The organism is Nocardia sp. NPDC050413 (genome assembly GCF_040655475.1).
Taxonomy (GTDB): Bacteria; Actinomycetota; Actinomycetes; order Mycobacteriales; family Mycobacteriaceae; genus Nocardia; species Nocardia coubleae.
The window spans coordinates 405,765-423,624 of record NZ_JBFAJZ010000002.1 but is presented as its reverse complement, the minus strand read 5'-3'; the positions used below and the strand labels follow the sequence as shown (position 1 = coordinate 423,624).

At 69.2% G+C, this 17,860-nt stretch carries 11 protein-coding genes; 4 read left to right on the top strand and 7 right to left on the bottom strand.

The window, feature by feature from the left end; all coding sequences use genetic code 11:
* Positions 1-15: 15 nt before the first annotated feature.
* Positions 16-1,818, bottom strand: a complete 1,803-nt coding sequence (gene aspS, locus AB0I19_RS07955) for an aspartate--tRNA ligase (RefSeq protein WP_357145936.1) — start codon at positions 1,816-1,818, stop codon at positions 16-18.
* Between the two features lie 196 nt (positions 1,819-2,014).
* On the opposite strand from aspS, the gene AB0I19_RS07950 reads away from it, so the two are divergent.
* Together AB0I19_RS07950 and AB0I19_RS07945 are read left to right on the top strand one after the other, a co-directional pair.
* Positions 2,015-2,941 carry a neutral zinc metallopeptidase gene (locus AB0I19_RS07950; protein WP_067493554.1) on the top strand — a complete coding sequence of 309 codons (927 nt, stop codon included), beginning with the start codon at positions 2,015-2,017 and terminating at the stop codon, positions 2,939-2,941.
* A 45-nt stretch (positions 2,942-2,986) separates the two neighbouring features.
* Positions 2,987-3,481, top strand: coding sequence for a hypothetical protein (locus AB0I19_RS07945; RefSeq protein WP_357145933.1), 495 nt, complete (start codon positions 2,987-2,989; stop codon positions 3,479-3,481).
* A 43-nt stretch (positions 3,482-3,524) separates the two neighbouring features.
* Here AB0I19_RS07945 and AB0I19_RS07940 read toward each other — a convergent pair whose 3' ends face one another.
* The gene (locus tag AB0I19_RS07940; RefSeq protein WP_357145931.1) at positions 3,525-5,165 is read right to left on the bottom strand and encodes a hypothetical protein; all 1,641 of its coding nucleotides are present in this window, start codon (positions 5,163-5,165) and stop codon (positions 3,525-3,527) included.
* A complete protein-coding gene (locus AB0I19_RS07935; RefSeq protein WP_067493548.1) occupies positions 5,162-5,491 on the bottom strand; it encodes a type VII secretion target in 330 nt (109 codons plus the stop codon). The genes AB0I19_RS07940 and AB0I19_RS07935 overlap by 4 nt, the downstream gene beginning before the upstream one ends.
* 191 nt (positions 5,492-5,682) lie before the next feature.
* On the opposite strand from AB0I19_RS07935, the gene AB0I19_RS07930 reads away from it, so the two are divergent.
* The gene (locus tag AB0I19_RS07930; RefSeq protein ID WP_357145928.1) at positions 5,683-6,657 is read left to right on the top strand and encodes an NAD-dependent epimerase/dehydratase family protein; all 975 of its coding nucleotides are present in this window, start codon (positions 5,683-5,685) and stop codon (positions 6,655-6,657) included.
* 31 nt (positions 6,658-6,688) lie between these two features.
* The gene (locus AB0I19_RS07925) at positions 6,689-7,702 is read left to right on the top strand and encodes an Rv2578c family radical SAM protein (protein WP_357145925.1); all 1,014 of its coding nucleotides are present in this window, start codon (positions 6,689-6,691) and stop codon (positions 7,700-7,702) included.
* A gap of 15 nt (positions 7,703-7,717) precedes the next feature.
* On the opposite strand, the gene AB0I19_RS07920 is transcribed toward AB0I19_RS07925, so the two are convergent.
* From AB0I19_RS07920 to AB0I19_RS07905, 4 genes are read right to left on the bottom strand one after another with little or no spacing between them, the layout of a single operon-like run.
* Entirely contained in the window at positions 7,718-9,166 is a 1,449-nt protein-coding gene (locus AB0I19_RS07920) for an MFS transporter (RefSeq protein ID WP_357145923.1), read from the bottom strand.
* The gene (locus AB0I19_RS07915; RefSeq protein WP_243749685.1) at positions 9,163-9,879 is read right to left on the bottom strand and encodes a hypothetical protein; all 717 of its coding nucleotides are present in this window, start codon (positions 9,877-9,879) and stop codon (positions 9,163-9,165) included. Before AB0I19_RS07915 ends, AB0I19_RS07920 begins: the two co-directional genes overlap by 4 nt.
* Complete coding sequence (locus AB0I19_RS07910; RefSeq protein WP_357145920.1) at positions 9,876-11,282, bottom strand: condensation domain-containing protein; 1,407 nt, start codon at positions 11,280-11,282, stop codon at positions 9,876-9,878. Before AB0I19_RS07910 ends, AB0I19_RS07915 begins: the two co-directional genes overlap by 4 nt.
* Positions 11,282-17,707 (bottom strand): SDR family NAD(P)-dependent oxidoreductase, encoded by a 6,426-nt coding sequence (locus AB0I19_RS07905; RefSeq protein WP_357145917.1) that lies wholly within the window; start codon positions 17,705-17,707, stop codon positions 11,282-11,284. The genes AB0I19_RS07910 and AB0I19_RS07905 overlap by 1 nt, the downstream gene beginning before the upstream one ends.
* Positions 17,708-17,860 lie beyond the last annotated feature (153 nt).

Here is a 17,860-nt window from a genome sequence, read left to right as displayed (position 1 = left end):
GCTGCTATCCGGTCGCTACTTCTGCGCGGCAACAGCTTTCGGCGCGTCGCCGCCCTTGACCTCGGGCTTGGCGTCGATGCCCGCTTCCTTACGCTGCTGGGCGGTGATCGGCGCCGGCGCGTCGGTGAGCGGGTCGACGCCACCACCGGTCTTCGGGAACGCGATCACCTCGCGGATCGAGTCCTCGCCGGCCAGCAGGGCGGTGATGCGGTCCCAGCCGAAGGCGATTCCGCCCATGGGCGGGGCGCCGTAGGAGAAGGCGTCGAGCAGGAAGCCGAACTTCTCCTGGGCTTCCTCGTTGTCGATGCCCATCACCGCGAACACCCGTTCCTGCACGTCACGGCGGTGGATACGGATGGAACCGCCACCGATCTCGTTGCCGTTGCAGACGATGTCGTAGGCGTAGGCCAGCGCCGAACCCGGGTCGGTGTCGAAGGTGTCCATCGACTCCGGCTTGGGCGAGGTGAAGGCGTGGTGCACCGCGGTCCAGGACGAGTGGCCCAGGGCCACGTCGCCGCTCGCGGTGGCCTCGGCGGCCGGTTCGAACATCGGTGCGTCGACGATCCACACGAAAGCCCAGGCGTTCGGGTCGATGAGGTCGCACTTGCGGGCGATCTCGCCACGCGCGGCACCGAGCAGGGCACGGCTGGACTTGGTCGCGCCCGCCGCGAAGAACACGCAGTCGCCCGGCTCGGCGCCGACCTGCTTGGCCAGCCCCTCGCGCTCGGCGTCCGACAGGTTCTTGGCGACCGGGCCGCCGAGGGTGCCGTCCTCGTTGATCAGGATGTACGCGAGACCCTTGGCGCCGCGCTGCTTGGCCCACTCCTGCCAGGCGTCGAGCTGACGGCGCGGCTGGCTCGCGCCACCGGGCATCACGACCGCACCGACGTATTCGGACTGGAACACCCGGAACGGGGTGTCCTTGAAGTAGTCGGTGAGCTCGGTGATCTCCACACCGAAGCGCAGGTCGGGCTTGTCGGAACCGAAGCGGCGCATCGCCTCCGCGTAGGTCATGTGCGGGATCGGGGTGACGATGTCGTGGCCGACCAGCTTCCACAGCGCGGTGAGGATGTCCTCGGCCAGCAGGATCACGTCCTCCTGGCGCACGAAGCTCATCTCGATGTCGAGCTGGGTGAACTCCGGCTGACGGTCGGCGCGGAAGTCCTCGTCGCGGTAGCAGCGCGCGATCTGGTAGTAGCGCTCGATACCGCCGACCATCAGCAGCTGCTTGAACAGCTGCGGGCTCTGCGGCAGTGCGTAGAAACTGCCCGGCTGCAGGCGGGCCGGGACCAGGAAGTCGCGGGCGCCTTCGGGGGTGGAGCGGGTGAGCGTCGGGGTCTCGACCTCGATGAACTCGTGGGCGCCGAGCACCTCGCGGGCGGCAGCGTTGACCTTGGACCGCAGGCGGATGGCGCGGCCGGGGCCCTCGCGGCGCAGGTCGAGGTAGCGGTACTTGAGGCGGGCCTCGTCGCCGGGGGTCTCGTCGAGCTGGAACGGCAGCGGCGCGCTCTCGTTGAGCACGACCAGTTCGCGGACGTCGACCTCGATCTGGCCGGTCGGCAGTTCGGGGTTCTCGTTGCCGTCGGGACGCTGCTCCACCACACCGGTGATCTGCACGCAGTACTCCGCGCGCAGCTTGTGGGCCTGCTCGGCCGCCTCGCCTTCGCGGAACACCGCCTGCGCGACTCCCGAGGCGTCACGCAGATCGATGAAGATCACGCCACCGTGGTCACGCCGCCGGGCCACCCAGCCGGTGAGGGTGACGGTCTGACCGGCGTGCTCGCTTCGCAGCGAACCAGCCAAGTGGGTGCGCAGCACGGTATTCCTTTCGACGATTTTTCGCACCGTGGAGAACACCCGGCGCACGCCCATCGTAGTGAGACACGATGGGCGAGGGAAAACCGATATCTTCCGCGCCGTGTCAAGCTTGTCGCGCGCCCTGCGCGACGGCTGCGCGCGCGGTGGCCAATGGTGCTGCAGGGCAGTGGACAACCGAGCGAAGGCGAGTACCGCGATGACCTTCAACGAGGGTATGCAGATCGATCCGGGCCGGGCATCCTCGGGCGGCGGACCGGGGATGGGCGGCAAGCTGGCCGTCGGTGGTGGCGCGGGTGGGCTGATCCTGCTGGTGGTCGGCCTGCTGTTCGGCGTCGACCTGACCGGGTCCGGCAACGGAACCGGCCTGTCCGGCGGTCAGTATCAGGGCGGCGATGTCACCGCCGGGACGCCTGAACACTGCAAGACCGGTGCCGATGCGAACAAGTACGTCGACTGCCGGGTGGTGCTCACCGCGCAGAGCCTGGACGCGGTGTGGGGTGCGGAGCTGCCCAAGCAGACCGGTCAGCGGTACGTGCGGCCCGAACTCGTCCTGTTCACGGGGGCGGTGAACACCGGGTGCGGTAACGCGACCAGCGATGTCGGCCCGTTCTACTGCCCCGCCGATCGCACCGCCTACTTCGACACCAGCTTCTTCCAGGAACTCGTCGACCGGTTCGGCGCGAGCGCCGGGCCGCTGGCCCAGGAGTACGTGGTCGCCCACGAGGTCGGCCATCACATCCAGAACCAGCTCGGCGACATCGGCCGCGCGCAGCAGGATCCGCGCGGACCCGAATCCGGTGCGGTGCGTACCGAACTGCAGGCCGACTGCTATGCGGGCATGTGGGCGCATTTCGCCGACAAGCAGAATGCGCCGGGCAGCACGCAGCCGTTCCTGAAGCCGCTGTCGGACAACGACATCCGTGACGCGCTGTCGGCCGCCAACGCCGTGGGCGACGACCGCATCCAGCGTGCCGCGGGCCGTGGCGTGAATCCGGAATCGTGGACGCACGGGTCATCGGATCAGCGGCAGAAGTGGTTCCTCGCCGGTTACCGCAGCGGTTCGGTGCAGTCCTGCGATACCTATTCCGCCACCGACCTGAACAATCCCCCCGGGTTACGCTGACCCTCGAACCCGATCCGACACAGCGTTTTTCATCGAGGGGAAACCATGCGCCTGCCCATCATCGGTCTGCTCGTCTGCGCGCTCGCTCTGCCCGGTGCGGGCGCGCTCGCCCATGCCGAACCGGGGCCGCTACCCCTGATCAGTGTCACCACCATCCCCGCCGGGTGGTCGACGCGCACGGACCTGCGGCCGGTGCTGCAGGTGTTCGACGACGGTACAGCCGTCTACCGGCCCGACGCGGTGAGCAAGGACCGCAAGGCCGAAACCGCGCCGAAGGAAGAGCGGGGAAAGGTTGCCGCCGACGTGATCTCGGCCGCGCGCGAGGAGATCGAGGCGCTGCAGGAGATCGACTTCGGCATCCCCGCCGGTGAGGGCAAGGGCGCCCAGATCGTCGACCTGCTCACCGAGGATCCGGCCGAGGACGCCCACCTGGTGGTCTACTCCCCCGACGCGGCCGACGGCCTCAACCCTGAGCAGCAGGCCGCGCGTAAGCGTTTCACCGACCTCACCAAGAAGCTGGTCGACGCCTTCGAGAAGTGAGTCGACGGTTCGCCCGCGGCACCGGGCCGCGGGCGAACCTCGATCAGAACCGGTCTTCGTCGGCGGTGCGTTCGTCCTCGTGGACGGCGCCGATGACCTCGGGCGTGGCTTCGCCGAGGAGACCGGTGAGGTCTTCGTTGCCGGTGCGGCTCTGGTAGGGCTGCACCGTGCGGCCGTGTTCCTCGTCGTTGGCGCGCTGGCCCGCGCCCGCCGCACCCGGGCTGCCGCCCATGAACCCGGACCCCGCGCTCGCGGGCGTGGTGCTCGCACCACCCATGCCGGTGCCGAGTCCCGTCGCCATCACGCGACCGGCAGCGGGCATCGCGGAGCCGGGCAGTGCCGTCGACTTCGGCGAGCCGGTGCTCGGAGTGCCGCTCGAGCTGCCGCCACCGCCTCCGCCACCGCCGCCACCGCGCGCGGTACCGAGGGCGCCGAGCGCGGCACTCGAGCCACCGCCGCCGCCCGTGCCACCGGTGCCCGCCGGGCTGGTGCCCGCCGGGGACGTGGTGGTTCCGCCGGTGCCGCCGGTGCTGGCCGCACTGGTCTCGGTGGCGCTGCTCAGCGCGTCTTCGGCCTGGGTGAGCAGCGGTTCGCCGATGTTCTCCGACGCGGCGGAGAGCACCTCTTCCGGCGAGGGCAGTCCGCTCTGGCTCGCGAGCTGACCGACCACACCGCTGAGTTCGCCGGTGTACCCGGCCAATTGGCCGCGCGTAGCGTTGACGACCGTGACCGCCTCGCCCAGGTGGGTCGTCGCCAGGCCGATGAGTGTGGCCTGGGTGGGCGGCAGCATGATGGTCGGGGCGAGCGCCGTCGCCTGCGCGGCGAAGGTGGTGGCGATAGAGGTGAGCTGGGCGTTGCCCGTCTGCACGACCGCGGCCGCCTGCTGGGTGAGCGCGGAGATGTCGATGCCGCGCTGACTGGTCTCCTGCCCCTGGGCCTGCGCCTGCTGGCTCGCGGTGGTCGCGGCGTCGGCGGCCTGGCCCTCCCACAGTTGCTGCACGGTTTTCACGCCGCCCTGAGCCAGGGTCATGGCCTGTTCGATGACGGCCGAGGAGTTGCTCAGGATGGAGGTGGGGTCGAGCGAGCCGAACACGCCGGTACCGAAGCTGCTGAGCAGGTCGAGGAACGGCTGGAACAGCGTCTCGATCCCGGGCAGCGCGGGCAGCGACAGGCCGTTCATCAAGGCCGCGACCGGGTCTTCGGTGAGGGTGGTCGCGGCGGCCGAGTTGCCACCGGCCCCGGTGTTCGAGGCACCGCCCGCACCACCCGCGCCGCCCGTCGCCCCGGTGACGGCGCTCTTCGCCTGGTTCATCAGGGTCTCGGCGGTGCCGAACGGATCGATCGTGGCCTGGCTCAGCGCGCCCTGCACGTCGGTGAGCGCCGAGGACGCGTCGTCCGAGATACCGGTCAGGATGTCCTGGGCGTCCGTGCCCGCACCGAGCCCGGACAGGCCGGGCAGTCCGGTCGGCATGCCGACCTGCTGGGTTTCCTCGGTGATCTTCTGGGCGAGGGTGAAGACCGGTTCCTCGACGTCCTCGGGCAGCTGCACCAGCGGCACGTCGAGAATGGCCTGACCGGCCAGCTCCTGCGGCACGGCGCCGAGCGCGGACTGCGTCTCGGTCTCGGCGGTGGCCAGCGACGCTTCCGGGCTGATCACGCCGGTGTCCGCGCTCAGCGGCTTCATGCCGCGCCCCCGATCCCGGCGGCCTGGCGCGCGATCTGCGCCGCGTTGTCGATGTCGGTGGCGTCGAAGGTCACCGACGAGCGGAACGCCGCGTCCGACAGCGACCCGAACTTGGCGGACAGCTCATTGATGTCCTTGGCCTGCAACACCTGCGCGGCCGCGAACATCGCCAGGTAGTCGGCGCCGATGAGCCCGAACACGGGTGTCATCGCGGAGACATTGGCGACCAGGTCGAAATTGCCCGCCGCCGCGATCTGCCCCGCCACCCCGGCATTGGTCGTCGCGAACGCGTTGACACCTTCGGTTTGCACCGAGAGATCGGTCATGCGAATCCCCCACTCGTCGTGAAAAGTCGGTCTGGAGACCACGATCGGGTAGCCGCGCAACTCCCGACGCGACCGCCCGATTGCGCAGTGCGCCAAATATAGCCGAATACCCCGACCGGTTTCGACTCGCGACGGACCCGATCTGCGGCATTCGATGGCAAAACTAGAACATGTTCTATATCCTCGGCCCCATGAAGGTCGCAGTGACCGGCGCAGCCGGCTACCTCGGTTCCAACCTGATCCCTCAGCTCGTGGAGCGCGGACACGAGGTGGTTGCCATCGACCGCGTCGTCCCCGCCACCACCGACCCGGCCGTCACCTGGGTCGAGGGTGACGTGCTCGACGCGGCGTCGATGCGCACGGCGCTGGACGGCGCCGAGGTGGTGTACCACCTGGTCGCCCTCATCACGCTGGCCAAGAACAACGATCTGGCCTGGCGGGTGAACACCGAGGGCGTGCGGGTCACGGCCGAGGCCGCGCTCGAGGTAGGCGCGCGCCGGTTCGTGCACACCAGTTCCATCCACGCCTTCGACCAGTACCGCGCGGGTGGGCACATCGACGAGAACTCCCAACGCTCCGACAATCCCGAACTGCCCGTGTACGACCGTTCCAAATGGACCGGCGAGCTCTCGCTGCGGCCCGCCATCGAACGGGGTCTCGACGCGGTGATCGTCAACCCGACCGGCGTCTTCGGCCCGATCGACAACCTGCGCCAGCTCTCCCGTGTCAACCGCACCACGGTGGACTGCGCGCGCGGTCGCGTCCCGGTGATGATCGGCGGCGGCTTCGACATGGTCGATGTCCGCGATGTGGCGCACGGCCTGATCCTGGCAGGCGAGAAGGGCCGCACCGGCGAGAACTACCTGCTGGGCGGGCACATGATCACCCTGCTCGAGTTGTGCCGGATCGCCGCCCGGCACGCGGGTGCCACCGGACCGCGTTTCGCCATCCCGGCGGGTCTCATCGGCGCCCTCATGCCGGTACTCGAGCCGATCGGCAAGCGCCTCGGTTCGGACGTGCTCTCCAAAGCCGCTCTCGGCGCGATCATCTCGGCCCCCGTCGTCGACCACGGCAAAGCCGAACGCGAACTGGGCTACCACCCGCGCCCGATCCAGCAGAGCATCCACGACCTCGTCGACTTCGCGCTCGCCCCGCAGCACGCTTGACACCTGATCGAACGCATGTTCGACTCAAAGGGTGCGGTGGCAGTCCCAAACCCTCGATGCCGATGACGGTGCCCTGCCCGGTTTGAGCCGGGCGGGGCTCGTTCGCACCGTCCGCACGCCCGAGTTCGACGGCATCACCTTTCACGAGGTGTTGTGCAAGAGCGCGCTGAACAAGATGCCCGAGAGCAGCGCGTTGCCGTTCCGGTGGACTATCAATCCGATGCGCGGGTGTTCGCATGCGTGCCGGTACTGTTTCGCGCGCGGCAGTCACGAATATCTCGGGTTGGACGCCGGGCGTGATTTCGATTCCGAGATCGTGGTGAAAACCAATGTGGCGGCGGTGTTGCGGCGGGAATTGGGTCGCCGGTCGTGGCAGCGCGAGGCGGTGGCGCTCGGTACCAATACCGATCCGTATCAGCGGGCCGAGGGGCGATACCGGTTGATGCCGGGGATCATTCGCGCGCTCACCGATTCCGGGACGCCGTTCTCGATTCTCACCAAGGGTCCGCTGCTGCGCCGGGATCTGCCGCTGCTCACCGAGGCGGCGCGGCGGGTGGAGGTGAGTGTGGCGGTGTCGATCGCGATTCTCGATCCCGACCTGCATCACAATCTCGAACCGGGCACCCCGGAGCCCCGTGCCCGCCTGGACCTGGTGCGCGCGCTGGCCGACGCGGGCTTCTCCGTGCATGTGATGGCGGCCCCGATCATTCCGTGCCTCACCGACAGCCGCGCCCACCTCGACGCCCTGTTCGCCGCGATCGCCGACGCGGGCGCCACCAGCGCCATGGCCTTCCCCATGCACCTGCGTGGCCCCACCCGCGATTGGTTCCTGGCCTGGCTCGACACCGAACACCCCGCCCTGATGCGTCGCTACCGCCAGCTCTACAACCGGGGCGCCAATGTCACCCCCACCTACCGCGACTGGTTGCGCGACCGAGTGAATCCCCTGCTCACCGCTCACGGTCTCCGCCGCGAGCAGGGCCCGACGACTCCGCCGACCGTCGCGCCCGCGCCGACGAACCCGCAACTCGCCTTGTTCGGCTGAGCGTGCGGCGTGAGTTCAGGCGCCGTCGAGCACCTCCTCGCGAGAAACACTGGCAGCGGCTGCCTCGCGCTGCTCTCGCCCCGGCATCGCCAAGGTCAGCGCGGCGAGAAGCAAAGCGACACCGCAGATGGCACCCATCATCATGACGGCGCCGCCGAGGCTGTGTGAGCTGAAGAACACCGTGGTCAACACCGCCAATCCGACCGCGTTGCCGACCTGTTCGATGGTCGGCAGCACCCCGGACGCCTCGGCCATCCGGTCGGCGTCCAACCCCGACAGCATCATCGGTTGCAGCTGCACGCCGAACACCCCCACACCGAAACCGGCCGCGAACACCGGTCCCGCGCACAGCAGCGCACTGGCCACGCCGTCGACCAGGTACAGGTACACCCCACCCGCGCCGATGCATCCACCGAACAGCGCTATCCCACCCGCGAGCGCCCAGATGTCGAAGCGCGGCACCAGGATCAGCGAACCGATGGCACCCGCACCGGCACCGAGGGCGAACAGGGTCATCACCATGCCGGTGAGCAGCGGCGAGTAACCGAGCACGTCCTGCATCGTGATCGATGCGGCGAACACGAACGCCGTGAACAGCCCGAAGAAGGCGCCGACCAACACCGAGCCGACCCGAAAACCGTTGTTGCCGAACAGTTCCAGGTGCACGAGTGGTGACGCACCGCGTGCGGTCCGTCGACGTTGCTGGGCGAGGAACACCGCCGTGAGGGCCAGGCCGGCACCGACGACCGCGACCAGGTCGAGGCGCCAGCCGTGCTGCTGGATCTGCGCCATGCCCGCGATCAGGGCGAACAGCCCGAGCCCGGACAATCCGGCACCGACCAGGTCGAGGCGGTGTCGCCCTTCGGGTCTGTTGCGGTCCAGGAACTTCCAGGCCAGCGCGAACGCGAACAGCCCGATCGGCAGGTTGATCAGAAACACCGACCGCCAGCCCCAGCCACCGATGTCGAGGGTGAGCAGGACACCGCCGACGATCGGACCGAGCATCCCGGCGAATCCCGCGACGCCCCCGTACAGCGCGAAGACCAGCGGGTGGCGTTCGCGCGGGAATCCAGCGGTGAGAATCGCGATGGTCTGCGCGGCCATCCCCGCCCCGGCCGCGCCTTGCACCACTCGTGCGATCACCAATTCCGTCGCACCGTCGGCCGACCCGCACCAGACCGATGCCGCGGTGAAGGCCGCGACCGACACCAGGAACATCGTGCGCCGCCCGACCATCGCACCGATCCGGGCGGCGGTGAGCAGGGTGCAGGCGAAGGCCAGCGCGTACCCGGAGATCACCAGCAGCTGCGCCGAACGCGACGCGCCGAGGTCGGCGGTCAGGTTCGGCAGCGCGGTGTTCACGATCGTCACGTCGATCATCTGCATGAACACCGCGATCAGACAGGCACCGAACGCCAGCCAGGCACCGAGCTCCGGCGTTCGCGACTGTTCGGTGACGGTCACGACACCAACTCCATCGTCGCGCGCGGAGCCGACATCGACATCTGCGTCGGGAAACTCAGCTGCACCAGCCGGTGTGGCGCCGCCACCTCGAAATGGGCGAGGAACGGCGGCACCACGGACCCGACCATCTTGTCGAGCATCCCGTTCACGTGCTCGAAGCCCGGCCGCAACCGCACCTGCCAGCAGGAGAACACCCCGGCGGGCCCGGTGAGCACCACCTGTTTCTCCACCCGCACGAGCAGTGGCCAGTGCACCGAGAACGCCAGCCACACATCGACGGTCTCCATCAGCCCTTCGGCGAATTCCAGACCGCGCAGCAGGGTGAGCCCGGCGGCGATCGGCATCACGTTCGCCGGGTAGGGCGCGGGCAGGCCACCGGGTTGCAGATGCACGGTGTCGACGAAGTTCGCCTCCTCCCGCGACACCAGCGTCGATCCCGAGAAGGTCTGCGCGCGATAGGTTTCCGCGTGCAGGCGCCCATCGATGCGGCCGATGCGCTGCTCGATCGTCATCACCGGCTCGCGCCCGTCACGATGCCGCTGAGCGGGGCCGACCTCCAGCGTCGTGTGGTAGCCGCCCCGGTTGTGCACGACCACCTGGGATACCTCCATCCCGCCGGGCTGACCGGTGATGCCGACGTGATAGGTCGACTTCTCGCCGTCGGGGATGAACGGGTCACGGAAGATGGAGGGGACGAATTCTTCTCGGATCACGGGATCTCCGCGGCGCTGTCGATGATGGCTCCGAACACGGACTTCATGGTGTCGAGGTAGCGGCTCACGTTCTCCTGGGCGATCGCGGTGTCGGGGAAGATGACGCTCAGCGAGGTCTGTCCCGGCAACCGGTTGATCCAGATCAGCGCTTCCTCCGATGCGGCGCGGTTGGCGAACACACCGGCGTGCAGGCTGTCGAACAGCTCGTTGCCGAGGAAGTCCCTGGCGTCGATGAAGGAGATCATCGGGGTCACCCAGCCGGGTTCGGCCTTGATCTCCGAATCGGCGGGCAGCAGTTCGAGGACGCGATGAAACGACGTGGGCGCCAACAGGAGTCCGCTGTCGTAGGCGCGCTGGGCGGTCCTGATCGCGCGCCCGATCGTCAGCCGTTGTGGGAGCGGGAAGGCGACCGGAACCAGCGTCACATACCAGCCGACCGAATTGTTCTCCGCCGCCGAGGTTCTGGTGCTCACCGGGGTCATGCCGAAGTAGTAGTCCGACCCGACCAGTTCGCGTTCGGCCAGCGCGGCCGCGGCGAACACGCCGCCGGCGAAATCGGCGCTGTTGGCCCGGCAGACCTCCTCGAAGCGCTCACCCTGGTCCTCGTCGAGCAGCACGATGCTGCGGTGGGCGCTGCGGTGGTATCCGTCGGTCTTCTCGCCGAGGTCGAGCGGGAAGCTCGGCAGCCGGTTGTCGTTGCCGCGCAACAACGCCAGCCACTTCTTCACCCCGGCCGAGGCCAATGTCTGCTGATCGCTGAGGAACCGTTCGTTGCGGCAGTAGTCCAGGTAGCTCGCCGCGCGGGCGAGCGGTTCGGCGTCGGGCCACAGTTCGGCGGCGTAGAGCTGGGCGAAGTCGGCGGCCGAGAGGTACTGGCCGAGACCGTCGGTGTGCAGGTGGTCCACGGCCAGGTAGACGGTGGTCGAGTCCTCGTGCTCGATGGCGCCGAAGGTGAAGCAATCCCATTGGAACGGACCGGGTGTGGTCTTCTCGACGTGCCGGCAGATCGCCTCGGCGTCGTCGATGTAGCCGTAGTCGACCGGGAGGAACTCCACATCGGCCTCGGGAACGAGGTGGCGGCGCACCGTGCCACCCGGTTCGACGGCGAACCAGGTGCGGAACGTGTCGTGGCGCAGCAGGAACTTGTGGATGGCCCGGGTGATGGCGTCGCGATCCAGTTCGGTGGTGGGAATTCGCGCGGTCACCAGGCACAGGCCCGAGAAACGGAAGTCCGCGCCCGCGTGCCGGGCGGCCAGGCGCAGATACTGTTCCTGTTGCAGCGACGGCGGCGCCGGGTGGGCCGGGGCCCGCGCCGCGCGCGCGACCGAGTCCGCCGAGGCGAACCAGGTCACGAGCCGTCCCGGCGCGGGCCGCCACTCATCGATCAGACCGAACTCGACCATCAGTGCGATCCCGCCATCGAGACCTCGGAGGCGCGGTCGACGGTCCACTGCTCCGGCACCTCGGTCGGTGCGGTGTCCTCCCCTGGTACCGGCACGACCTCCGGAAGTGGCGGTGTGGCGGCGGGTTCCGAGGCCAGGATCAACTCGGCGACCTTCGGTCCGGCCTGTTCCAGGCTGAACGAGCGGCCCATCTGCATCGACATCAGGTCGATGCCGAGCGTCTTGGTGACGCGCGCGCCCAGCTCGACCGCCATCAGCGAGTCCAGCCCGAGTTCGGGCACCGGCACGGTCATGTCGATCGACTCCACGGGCACGCCCATGACGACCGCGAGTTCCTCGGCCATCTTCCTGGCGATCGCGGGCCCACGCTTGGCCTCCTCCATCGCGGCCAGTTCGGCTCGCAGCCTGGCCAATTCGGAGGTGTCCTTGGCGGAGGACTTCGCGAGTCCGGCGGTGCGGCCGGTGCGGATGAGCTGGGGGAAGGTGCCGGTCAGCTTCACCCAGTCGGTGGGGATGATCGCGGCGTTGGTCGCGCCCAGACGCAAGGTCTGTTCGAGGTAGGCGGTGGCGTCGGCCATGTCGATCGGGCCGAAACCGACCAGGTCCAGGTACTTTTCGGCGGTCTCGTCCGACGCCATGCCGCCCGAGGCGCCGGACAGGTGGCCCCAGCCGATGCACAGGGCCCGCTCCCCCGCCGCCGCCCAGCGCCGGGCCAGGGTTTCCACCGCCACATTGGCGGCGCAGTAGTTGTACTGGCCGTAGATCCCGTACATGGAACCGCCCGAGGAGCACAGCACGAACATGTCCAGGGTGATGCCCGCGTCGGCGACCGCCTGGTGGATCACCTGCGCGCCTTGGACTTTGGGCCGGTAGACGCGGTCGAGTTCGGCCAGTTCCATCTTGGCCAACCGGTTGTCGGCCACCGCTCCCGCCGCGTGGAACACCCCGCGCAACGGGTGCTCGTCGCTGTGCGCGCGGGCGATGATCGCCGCGACGGCGGCCGCGTCGGTGACGTCGGCGAGTTCCTCCACCACCTCGATGCCGATCGAACGCCACACCTCGAGCTGACGCTTGGCGGTGTCGGTGCTCGCACCACTACGCCCGACCAGCACGAGGCGGCGCGCGCCGCGCATGGCCAGCCACCGGCCGATCGCCATCCCGAACCCACCGAACCCGCCGGTGATGAGATAGCCGGCGTCCCCGTCGATTTCGAGGGGCGGCAGGTAGGGGCGCACAGGTGGTTGCGGGTCGTCCATGCGCAGCGCGACGCGACCGACTCGCGAGGATCGCAGCGTCTCCTCGAAGGCCTGGCTCACTTCGTGCGTCTCGAACAGCTGGTACGGCAGCGGGGTGTACACGCCCTCGGTGACCTTCTCGAACACCCGCTGCAGCAGCCGCGACAGGCGTTGCGGGCGCACCGCGACCAGGCGGTCCAGGTCCATCGAGTAGTAGGCGAGGTTCTTGTCGAAGTTGGCCAGTTCCAGCAGCCCACCGGTGTAGATGTCGGCCTTGCCGACCTCGACGATGCGGCCGAATTCGGCGGCGGCGTTGAAGTTCTGGCGCAGGATCTCGCCGGGGGCACTGCTGATGATCACGTCGGCGCCCGCGCCGCCGGTCAAGGCGAGCACGTCGTCGACGAAGTTGAGCGAGCGCGAGTTCACCGCGAAGTCGGCACCCATCGCCAGCACGTGCTCACGGCGCTCGGGCGAGCTCGCCGTGCCGATGATGCGGGCGCCGATCGACTTGGCCACCTGGATGGCCGCGGTGCCGACACCGCCCGCGGCGCCGTGGATGAGCACCGTCTCCCCCGGCTCCAGCCTGGCCAGGTCGTGCAGGGCGTATTCGGCCGTGCCGAAGGCGATGGTGCTGGTGCAGTAGGCGGGATCGGTGTCGGGGGGAACCACCACGGCCAGTTCCCGGTCGACCGTGGCGAACCGGCGCATCATGCCCTTGGAGGCCACCGCGACCTTGTCGCCCACCGCCACATCGGTGACACCCGCACCGACGCGCACGACGGTACCCATGCCCTCCATACCGGGCACGGTGCCGAAATAGGTCGGGGCGAGTTCACGCTCACCGAGCAGACCGATGATCTTGAGCGGGTCCTTGTAGTTCAACCCGATCACCGCCATCGCGACCTCGATCTCCCCGGTACCCGGAGCCACGCGTGGGCACTGCCGCCAGGCCACCTGCGACAGCAGGCGGGTGCGCGGCATGTCCAGTTCGAAGTTGGCCTCCGGGTCGGTGAGCGGGTGCGCTGTCTCGAGTTCCTCGATGCGCTCGGGCAGCGGTTTGGTCACCACCGGGGCGAGACGGACTCCGCCACGCAGCAGTACCTCGTCGCTGTTGTCGAGCGAGAACGCCCCCGGCACACCGAGTTCGGTGACCAGATCGGCGATCGGCGTGCCCGGTTCGGTGTCGATCAGGCGCCAGCGCAGCGGGGTCTGCTCATTGAGCAGCACGCGTCGCGCACCGGCGAACGCGGCCTGTCTCGGGTCGGGCGCGACGTCGCTACCGGGCGTGGCGAAGGCGGATTCGGTGACCAAGGTGGCGTGGACGGTGCCGTCGCCGAAATGGATCTGCGGTGCGGCGCCTTCGACGGTGGGGGTGACGTATTCCGAGATCGCGACCGCGATGCGCTTGAGCGTCCACAGGTCGGCGACATCGTCGGTGCCCGCACCGGCCACGACGCAGACGTGCACGCGCTGCTTGTCCTCGGCCTTGGCGGCGGTCAGGAGCGCGACCAGATCCGCTTCGAGCTGCTCGCTCGCCGGATCGACGACATACACGTGCGAATCGGGGATGGCCGCGGCGAGTCGCGCGGTGCGCGGGCTCTCGCCGAGGCCGACGATCACCGTCGACACCGATCCGGCTTCGGCCAGCGCCGCCGGGTCGAGCGCCTCGCGTTCCTCGAGGGTCTCGGTGTAGTAGAAGTCGGCCATCCGGTGCAGTGGGTCGTCGCCGGGTTTGAGCGCGCCGATCTGCAGTCCGGTCAAGCGCGCCACCAGCTTCCGGTCCTGATCGAGCAGGTCGACATCGGCACGCAGCCGGGCCTTCGGGTCGCGGCGGGCGATGACGGTGATCCGCGCGGGCAGGTCCGCGAGCAGGCGTACCGCCGTCACTCCGACGGGCACCATGACGCCCTCGTTGATCCGTTCGTCGGTGAACAGCATGGCCGCACACTGCATGGCGGCATCGACCACGGCCGGATGCGCCAGGTGCCCCGAGTCGGCGGCGATGCTGCCGTCGACGGTGGCCAGCACGATATCGCGGCCGACGCGCACCGAGGTCACCCGCTGGAAGGACGGACCGTACTGCAGCCCCGCCGAGGCGAGTCCCGCGTAGAACATGGCCGGGTCGACATCGACGCCGACGTCGATCGAAGGCAGTTCGACCTCGGTCTGTTCGTGCGCGCCGGTCAGGGTGCGCCCGGTCGAGTGCACCGTCCAGGCCGTTCCGGTGGCGCTGCGGGAGCGGATCAGGAACCGGCCGCTGGCCTCCTCCACACTCATCGCGACCAGCGGCACATCGGGGGCGCCCATGACGAGCGGCGCGACGAACCGGACCCCTTCGAGCGCGACCTGCTTGCTGCCGATCCGCTGCGCGGTGGCACTGAGCGCGGCATCGAGATAGGCCGCGCCCGGCATGATCTTGACGCCGTTGACCACGTGGTCGGCCAGCCAGGGCAGCAACTGGGTGCCGACCTGGAGCAGCCATTCGGGGCGGCCCTCCACGTCGGGATCGCCGAGCATGGCGTACGTGCCGGGCGTGCCGAGGCGGGCCTGTTCGAACAGCGGCAGCGCCGAGTGCAGGCGGGTGCGCTGCCACGGGTAGCGCGGCAGCGGCACGTGCGCGGTCGGAACAGCCGGGAACAGCCGTTCGCGGTCGAGGACACCGGCCGCGTGCAGGCCGATGAGGGTGCGCCGGAGGCTGTGCGAGTCGGACTGTTCGCGGTCGAGGGTCGGTACCGTGGTGCCGTTGACGTCCGCGTCGACCATGGCCTCGCGGATATTGCCCGACAGCACCGGGTGCGGGCCCACCTCGAGGAACACCCGGTTGCCCGCGGCGAGCAGTGTGCCGATCGCGGCGTGGAACCGCACGGGCTCACGGACATTGGACCACCAGTACTCGGCGTCCCAGGCGCCCTCGGTGACGAGTTCGCCGGTCACCGACGAGTACAGCGGCACGGTGGGCGCCTGCGGGGCCAGGTCGGCGAGTACCTCGCACAGTTCGTCGTGGATCGAGTCCATCAGGCGGCTGTGGTAGGGCACCTCCACCCGCAGCCTGCGGGCGAAGATCCCGTCCTCGGTGAGTTTCTCGGCGATCTCGTCGAGGCGGTCGACATCGCCGGACAGGGTGAGCGAGGTGGGGCTGTTGATCGCGGCGATGTCGACGCTCGGGTCGTCGCCGATCAGCGCGGTCACCTGGTCGGTGCTCATCCCGACCGCCAGCATGCCGCCGGTGCCCGCGGTGGTGGCCTGCAGACGGGCGCGGTGATAGGCCACCCGCACCGCGTCTTTCAGCGAGAGCATGCCGCTGACGTAGGCCGCCGACACCTCGCCCACACTGTGTCCGACGATGGCGGCCGGGGTGATGCCGTATTCGGCCAGCTCACGCACCAGACCGACCTGCACGAGGAAGTTCGCGGGCTGGGCGACCTCGGTGCGGGTGACGCGCGACTCGTCCTCGGGCCGGTTCAGCTCCTCGATGATCGACCATCCGGACAGTGCCCGGAACTCGGCGTCGATCTCGCGGGCGGTTTCGGCGAACACACCACCGGCGGCGAGCAGTTCGCGGGCCATCTTCCAGTGCTGCGGTCCCATGCCGGAGAACACGAACACCGGTTCGGCGGCGGCCGAGGACACCGTGCGGGTCGCGTCGCGGCCGCCGCCCGCGGCGTATTCGTGCAGTTCGCGAACCAGCTCGCCGGTGTCGCCGTCGAGCAGCACTCCGGTGCGGAAGGGGTGCTGTGCCATGCGGGTCCAGGCCGCCTCGGCCAGCCGCTGCGGGTCGGCACCCGAGGTGATGAGGTCGGCGAACCGGCCGGCCAAGGCTCGCGCCGCGCCGGTGCTGCGCGCCGAGATGGGCAGAATGCCGAGGTGCCGTGGCGGTTCGGCCTGCGCCTGCGCCGGGGCGCGGAACTCCTGCAGGATGGCGTGCGCGTTGGTGCCGCCGTAACCGAAACCGTTGACCGCCACGGACATCGGTTCCCCGTCGGCGGGCAGGGGCTGTGCCTCGGTCTGTACGTGCAGGCCGAGTTCGTCGAAGGGGATGTCGGGGTTGGGGTTCTCGAGCCAGCCCTGCGGCGGCAGCGTGCGATGGCGAAGGGCCAGCGCCGCTTTGATCACGCTGGCCACGCCCGCGGCGGCCTCGGTGTGGCCGATCGTCGCCTTCACCGAACCGACACCGATGGTGCCCGAGCGGCCCGAAGGTGCGCCGAAAACCCTTCCCAGCGCACGCAATTCGACCGGGTCGCCGACGAGGGTTCCGGTGCCGTGCGCCTCCAGATAGGTGATCCGGTCGGGGGCGATGCCCGAGCGCTCGCACACGGTGCGCGCCAGCGCCTCCTGGGAGTCGACATTGGGCACGGTGATCGCGGTGGTCCGCCCGTCCTGATTCGAGCCCGTCGCCTTGATGACCGCGTACACGCGGTCACCGTCGCGCACGGCGTCGTCGAGCTTCTTGAGCACCACCATGCCCGCGCCCTCCCCTCGGCCGTAGCCGTCGGCGGTGGCGTCGAAGGACTTGCACCGGCCGTCGGCGGCCAGGAAGCCGCCCTTGCACATCAGGACGAAGGTCTCGGGCTGCAACATCACGTTGACCCCGCCCGCCACGGCGACCCGGCAGTCGTCGTTGTCGAGCGCCTGGCAGGCCAGGTGCAGCGCGACCAGCGACGACGAGCACGCGGTGTCGACCGTGATCGCCGGGCCGACCAGGTTCAGCGCGTAGGCGATGCGGTTGGACAGCATCGTGTAGGAGGCACTGGCCGGGGTGTGCATGTCGGTGTGGAACAGCGCCGGTCCGACCACGCCGATCACCGACTGGTCGACCACGAAGCCGCCGACGTACACGCCGACCCGCTCGCCGGCGACCTGCCCGGCGATGCCCGCGTCGTCGAGCGCCTCCCAGGTCACCTCGAGCATCAACCGCTGCTGCGGGTCGAGCACGGTGGCCTCGCGCGGGGAGATCCCGAAGAAGTCGGGATCGAACTGCCAGGGATCGATGGTCATGAAGGCGCCGTGCTTGGTGTAGCTGCGCCCCGGCGTGCGTGGCTCGGGGTCGTAGTAGCGGCGCCAGTCCCAGCGATCGGCAGGCATCTCCACCACACCGTCACGCTTGTCGACGACGAAGTCCCAGAACGATTCCGGCGAATCGATTCCGCCCGCGAACCGGCAACCGATTCCGACAATGGCAATATCCGACACGCAATTTCCTCCGGTTTCGACCGGTCTGTGGCAACTGACCGTTTGATGTCAACGTAGAAGCCCGGCACCGCGCCGATCGTTCGATAACCGACGTCTGACATTTCTGACTGACACTCGCGCGTACTCCTGTGATCTGCCCCAGCAGGCGAGGTC

Coding starts and splice junctions, on each gene's coding strand:
- AB0I19_RS07950 (WP_067493554.1), top strand. CDS start 2,015: ATGACCTTCAACGAGGGTATGCAGATCGATCCGGGCCGGGCATCCTCG.
- AB0I19_RS07945 (WP_357145933.1), top strand. CDS start 2,987: ATGCGCCTGCCCATCATCGGTCTGCTCGTCTGCGCGCTCGCTCTGCCC.
- AB0I19_RS07940 (WP_357145931.1), bottom strand. CDS start 5,165: ATGAAGCCGCTGAGCGCGGACACCGGCGTGATCAGCCCGGAAGCGTCG.
- AB0I19_RS07935 (WP_067493548.1), bottom strand. CDS start 5,491: ATGACCGATCTCTCGGTGCAAACCGAAGGTGTCAACGCGTTCGCGACG.
- AB0I19_RS07930 (WP_357145928.1), top strand. CDS start 5,683: ATGAAGGTCGCAGTGACCGGCGCAGCCGGCTACCTCGGTTCCAACCTG.
- AB0I19_RS07910 (WP_357145920.1), bottom strand. CDS start 11,282: ATGGTCGAGTTCGGTCTGATCGATGAGTGGCGGCCCGCGCCGGGACGG.